We start from the raw sequence: 4,553 nt of genomic DNA on the forward strand, positions 1-4,553 counted from the left end.
GCGGCCTCTAGTGCGCGGGGTTTCTGGAGAGGAGGTGCGGGAGCTTGACGTGGGCTCCGGGGAGTTTTTTAAACTTATCAGGGGTTAGAAGCCTCCAGCTAGCGTCCAAGACAAGGACGCCCTTCTCCTCGACCAGCCCCCTGTCCCAGGGCCCTAGGTATTCAGGGCTGAAAGGATCCAGCACGACTAGTCCCCGCCTTGCGAAACCGTGGTCAACAAGCCTTGCCAGCCCTGCTTTAACCATTTTCAGCGCTGTGTTTTTAACTGGGTCATCCTCATAATATATTATAGCGTAAATCCTGATCCTGTACCACCGTTCATCACTATGGTTAATCCCAAATTAATGGTTTAAATCTTAATAGAAATATTTATTATACAGGGTTGACTAGTATTAACATGGTGGGAGAATGGCGAAGTCAGCGGCAATAGTACTGATACAGACAGAGATCGGCGCTGAGTCCAAGGTTTTAGACGAGCTCTACAAGATCCCCGAGGTTAAGGAAGCATACGTCGTCTACGGCACATACGATGTCGTGGTTAAGATAGAGGCTGAGGCGTTGGAGAAGATAAGGGAGATCGTTACAAACCATGTTAGGAGGCTCCCGGACATAAGGACAACGGTTACAATGATCGTTGTAGAGGAGAGGATTAAATCCTCCCCCAGCCACTAGTTAATCACAAGTTTTTTTAAATCCCACTTCTCCGAAACCCTGGCAGGATGGTTAGAAGTGGTTAGTGGACCGGCCGGGATTTGAACCCGGGTCCTCCGCCTCTCCTCGACCTCGGTAGCGCCCCCTTAGGCCATGCAAGGGCGGCGCTCTTCCAGGCTGAGCTACCGGCCCTCTAAAACTGAAATATAATTTAACAGGGGTTTTAAATGTGGGTAGGCAGGGCTACCTGGTTACCTTAGCAGTCTTCAACTCCTCCAGGAGGCTCCTAGCGCCCGGGTCGCTGCTTATCCTCCTCCTAACATTGTCGAGAAGCTTGTTCAAGGCTGATGCTGTAGCCTTCTTCAAGTCCAGCGGGTGTATCTTTCCTTCAGCGTAAAGCTTCTCCAGTACCGAGTAGTCTTCAACAGTGATGGTTCCCCCGTACTTCTCCGGCCTCTCAATAACGAGGGTGAAGCCCGGCTGCTGGAACAACAGGTACTTGTTAATCTCCAACACAGGGTTGAGCTCCGTGATCCTTGGAGGACAGTAAGCCTTCATGATCTTGGCTTCAACAGTCTCAGCATCCTCGTGGACGAAGATAGCTGTCTCCGGCTTGCTCTTACTCATCTTCGCTTCAGCAGCGAGCTCGTCAGCCTCAAGCCCGCTCTCCATCCTCCCTCCCGGGCCCTGTAGTCCGGTTATTATAGGGGTGTGTATGGCCACAGGCTTCTTAAGCCCTAGCTTCTCTGCAATATCCCTTGTAAGCATGTGAGCCTTCCTCTGATCCGTCCCGCCCACGGCTATGTCGAGGTCGAGGTAGAAGATGTCTGTAACCTGCATTAACGGGTATATCAGCTTGGAGAAATCCGTCTCCCCTTCATCAATCCTCCTCCCCATGATGGTTAAAGCCCTCTTAACCCTGGCGAGGCTGACCTGCTTAGCGGATTTGAGTAGGAGGCCCCAGTAGTCCTTGTCGCTGGCCAAGTCCTCGGCGTCAACATACTTAACCCTCCCCTCCGGCACGCCAATAGCCTCCAGCACTATCCTAGTGTACCTGGCAGCCTTCCTGATGAGCTCAAGGTTCCCCCCGAGCTTATCGTTGATGTAGGCGTGCCAGGTTGCCTCGAGCAGGTAGAAGTCTACCCCGGCTTCGACGAGGTCTCTCACCTTGAACATCCAGACAAGCCATCCAACATGTACGAGGCCGCTTGGCTCGAACCCTAGGTAGCCTTTCGGCTTCTCCTTCTCCTCGAAAACCTTTCTCAACTCCTCCACTGTTACTACTTCAGAAGTATTCCTTGTAGCAAGCCTTAACCTCTCATCCACGTTCACGCGCGACACCTTATAAACAAGTATTAGCAACCAGGTTTTATTTAAACAGGAACATGTCCCCCACCCCTAACACCCGTGGTCATCGAGGCCGTACGGCTCGGCTTCCACGGGCTCTTAAAGGTGGGAGCGGGGCTGTTGTTTAAGATTATTGCTTAAAAACCTATTAACTCTTTCAACAAGCCGTGCCTGCTAAGGGTATGCGAAAACCTCCCCCGGCTTCAACACTACTACTTTAGTGCTGGTTTTAGACTCGACAAGCTGCTTGAAAACCTGGGGGTCCGCCTTTATCAGCGGGAACGTGTTGTAGTGCATTGGTATAGCGTACTTAGGCTTCAACAACTCTACTGCTTTAACAGCCTCCCGCACCCCCATTGTGAAGTGTCCGCCTATCGGGAGCAGGGCTATGTCAGGGCTGTAGAGCTCCCCTATGAGCTCCATCTCGCTGAACAGCCCTGTGTCGCCTGCGTGGTAGATGGTTAGGTCCCTGCCCTTGACGACAACCCCGACTGGAACCCCCCGGTTGCTACTGTGGAGCGCGGGCGTCAACACTATCTCAACATCCGGGATTGCGAGGGCCCCTCCAATATTACCGCCGATTGCTTTAACACCTTGCTCCTGAGCGTGAAGAGCTATCTCGTAAACACCCACTATCGGAGCCCCCGTGTGCCCCGCTACCTCTATAGCGTTGCCCAGGTGGTCCCCGTGGTCATGGGTCACGATGATGTAGTCTATCCTTCTCTCCGAGTACTCGGATTTCTTGACAGGGCTCAACGGGTTTTCAATCCAAGGGTCGATCAGCACGGTCTTAACAGCATCGTCCAGCCCGGTTAACACTATTTCGAAGAAGCTGTGTCCAAGATACTTTACAATACCCATTCCACACACCAGTGATCTATATTGTTTAATACTTGGAAAAAGCTTTATGTCTAGAAAGGGTTTGAGCCCAATGGTTTCGGATGACGAGCTTGCGAAGCTTTTGAAGGCTGGCGAGATAGCGAAGAGGGTTAGGGAGGAGGCTCACAGGGTTGTGAAGCCTGGGGCCAGGTTCACGGATGTTGCGGAGCACTTGGAGAGGATGATAAGGGAACTGGGGGGTTCCCCCGCATTCCCGATCAACATAGGCGTCAACGAGGTCGCAGCACACTACACCCCTGTCCCAAACGACCCCTCCGTAATCCCCGACAACTCCGTGGTTAAAATAGACATAGGGGTTCACGTGGACGGCTACATAGCCGACACCGCTACAACAGTCTGCTTCAACCCGGCTATGGAGGGGCTGGTTGAGGCTGCTCGGAGAGCTCTTGAAAGAGTTGTCGAGGTTTTCAAGCCCGGGGTTAAGGCTTCCGAGATCGGGAGGGTTGTCGAGGACACTATAAGGAGCTACGGGTTTAAGCCGGTAAAGAACCTGAGCGGCCACAGCATATCAGCCTACACTATTCACGCAGGCGTGAGCATTCCAAACTTCAACGACTTGTTCGCAAGGTTTAAGCTGGATCAAGGGGTTTACGCTGTGGAGCCTTTCGCAACCAACGGGGCTGGGCTGGTTAAGGATGTAAGCTTGAAAACAATCTACGCTCTCAAGCAGGGAAAGCGTGGGAGGCTCCCCCCGCAGGCTCTCAAGCTCTACGATCAAATCTACGGTGAGAGGAGAACCCTCCCGTTCGCTGAGAGATGGTATTTGAACCTCGCATCCTCGGCTGAGGGGTTGAAGGGGTTGCTGGCTTTGATGGAGAGGAACCACTTACTCACAGCCTACCCTGTCCTGGTTGAAAGAGAGGGCGGGCTCGTATCACAGTTCGAGCACACCTTCATAGTTCTCGAGAAGGAGGTTGTAGTATCCACCCTCTAGTTTTAACACATGTTTTTAAACGACTATAGTGTTAGAGATTAAGAAGAGTGCTGAGTGGGCTGGTATGGACGGGGACACGTCTTCAATGATCATGCAGCTGATATGGCTAATATTCTTCTTCCTCATAATTACTGGTTTAAACCAGAAGATACAGACCAAGATATGGATCATGGATATCAGGACTAAGCTCAACGTGATAATGTCTCTTGTAGAGGAGGATAGGCGGAGGGTTGCGAACATGCTGCGCAACCTGGGGGTGGCGGCCCCTGACGTCTTGATAAACAGGGTTGTAGACTTCTTCACCATCGAGCCTGTTGAGATAGAGCCAACTGATATTATCAAGAGGCTTGACCACCTTGTCAGGACGACTGATGAGTCGGTTAAGAGAATGGTTGAGGCAACAGTCCCTCATGTTGGAAGGTATGAGAAAACCCTGATCGAGTCAAGCCTTTCAATAGTCGGGGCTTTAAACACTATTTACAAGATTGTCAGGCACTACCTGCTAACCGGTGAGAGAGAAAACAACTGGATCCTTATAATGCAGCTCCAGTTCCAGATGCCGATGATAATGAAGATCGTCAACACTTATCACGAAGCCCTCGACGCCTTCTCAACCGGGAAGCCTATAGGCGATGCAGCCGGCCCGTTAACAGTTCACAGGCTTATAGAGAACGGGCAGGTTGTGTCGAGAAAGGTTGTTGATGAAACCAGCATTATAGAGC

The 4,553-nt window shown here is 51.7% G+C and carries 6 protein-coding genes and 1 tRNA gene; 3 read left to right on the plus strand and 4 right to left on the minus strand.

Going from position 1 to position 4,553, the window contains the following annotated elements; translation table 11 throughout:
- Positions 1-7 precede the first annotated feature (7 nt).
- Positions 8-244 carry a ribosome biogenesis domain-containing protein gene (locus AC3OH0_RS03540; RefSeq protein WP_498344789.1) on the minus strand — a complete coding sequence of 79 codons (237 nt, stop codon included), beginning with the start codon at positions 242-244 and terminating at the stop codon, positions 8-10.
- A 163-nt stretch (positions 245-407) separates the two neighbouring features.
- On the opposite strand from AC3OH0_RS03540, the gene AC3OH0_RS03545 reads away from it, so the two are divergent.
- Positions 408-671 carry an Lrp/AsnC ligand binding domain-containing protein gene (locus AC3OH0_RS03545; RefSeq protein ID WP_498344790.1) on the plus strand — a complete coding sequence of 88 codons (264 nt, stop codon included), beginning with the start codon at positions 408-410 and terminating at the stop codon, positions 669-671.
- A gap of 65 nt (positions 672-736) precedes the next feature.
- On the opposite strand, the gene AC3OH0_RS03550 is transcribed toward AC3OH0_RS03545, so the two are convergent.
- The 3 genes from AC3OH0_RS03550 to AC3OH0_RS03560 all read right to left on the minus strand — a co-directional run bounded on the left by AC3OH0_RS03550 (position 737) and on the right by AC3OH0_RS03560 (position 2,858).
- Positions 737-842, minus strand: a tRNA-Ala gene (locus tag AC3OH0_RS03550).
- Positions 843-893: 51 nt separating this feature from the next.
- Positions 894-1,982 (minus strand): tyrosine--tRNA ligase, encoded by a 1,089-nt coding sequence (locus AC3OH0_RS03555; protein ID WP_498344791.1) that lies wholly within the window; start codon positions 1,980-1,982, stop codon positions 894-896.
- A gap of 189 nt (positions 1,983-2,171) precedes the next feature.
- Positions 2,172-2,858 carry a metal-dependent hydrolase gene (locus AC3OH0_RS03560; protein ID WP_498344792.1) on the minus strand — a complete coding sequence of 229 codons (687 nt, stop codon included), beginning with the start codon at positions 2,856-2,858 and terminating at the stop codon, positions 2,172-2,174.
- 70 nt (positions 2,859-2,928) lie between these two features.
- Between AC3OH0_RS03560 and map the strand changes: the two genes are divergently transcribed.
- Both map and AC3OH0_RS03570 read left to right on the plus strand, forming a co-directional pair.
- Positions 2,929-3,831 carry a type II methionyl aminopeptidase gene (map, locus tag AC3OH0_RS03565; RefSeq protein ID WP_193436416.1) on the plus strand — a complete coding sequence of 301 codons (903 nt, stop codon included), beginning with the start codon at positions 2,929-2,931 and terminating at the stop codon, positions 3,829-3,831.
- A 28-nt stretch (positions 3,832-3,859) separates the two neighbouring features.
- On the plus strand, positions 3,860-4,553 hold a 694-nt coding region (locus AC3OH0_RS03570; RefSeq protein ID WP_498344793.1), incomplete at its 3' end, for a DUF1512 family protein.

It is taken from the genome of Thermosphaera sp. (genome assembly GCF_059755995.1).

Bases quoted from the DNA above. Each gene is read 5' to 3' on its own strand.
- AC3OH0_RS03540 (WP_498344789.1), bottom strand. From the start codon at position 244: ATGGTTAAAGCAGGGCTGGCAAGGCTTGTTGACCACGGTTTCGCAAGG.
- map (WP_193436416.1), top strand. From the start codon at position 2,929: ATGGTTTCGGATGACGAGCTTGCGAAGCTTTTGAAGGCTGGCGAGATA.
- AC3OH0_RS03545 (WP_498344790.1), top strand. From the start codon at position 408: ATGGCGAAGTCAGCGGCAATAGTACTGATACAGACAGAGATCGGCGCT.
- AC3OH0_RS03560 (WP_498344792.1), bottom strand. From the start codon at position 2,858: ATGGGTATTGTAAAGTATCTTGGACACAGCTTCTTCGAAATAGTGTTA.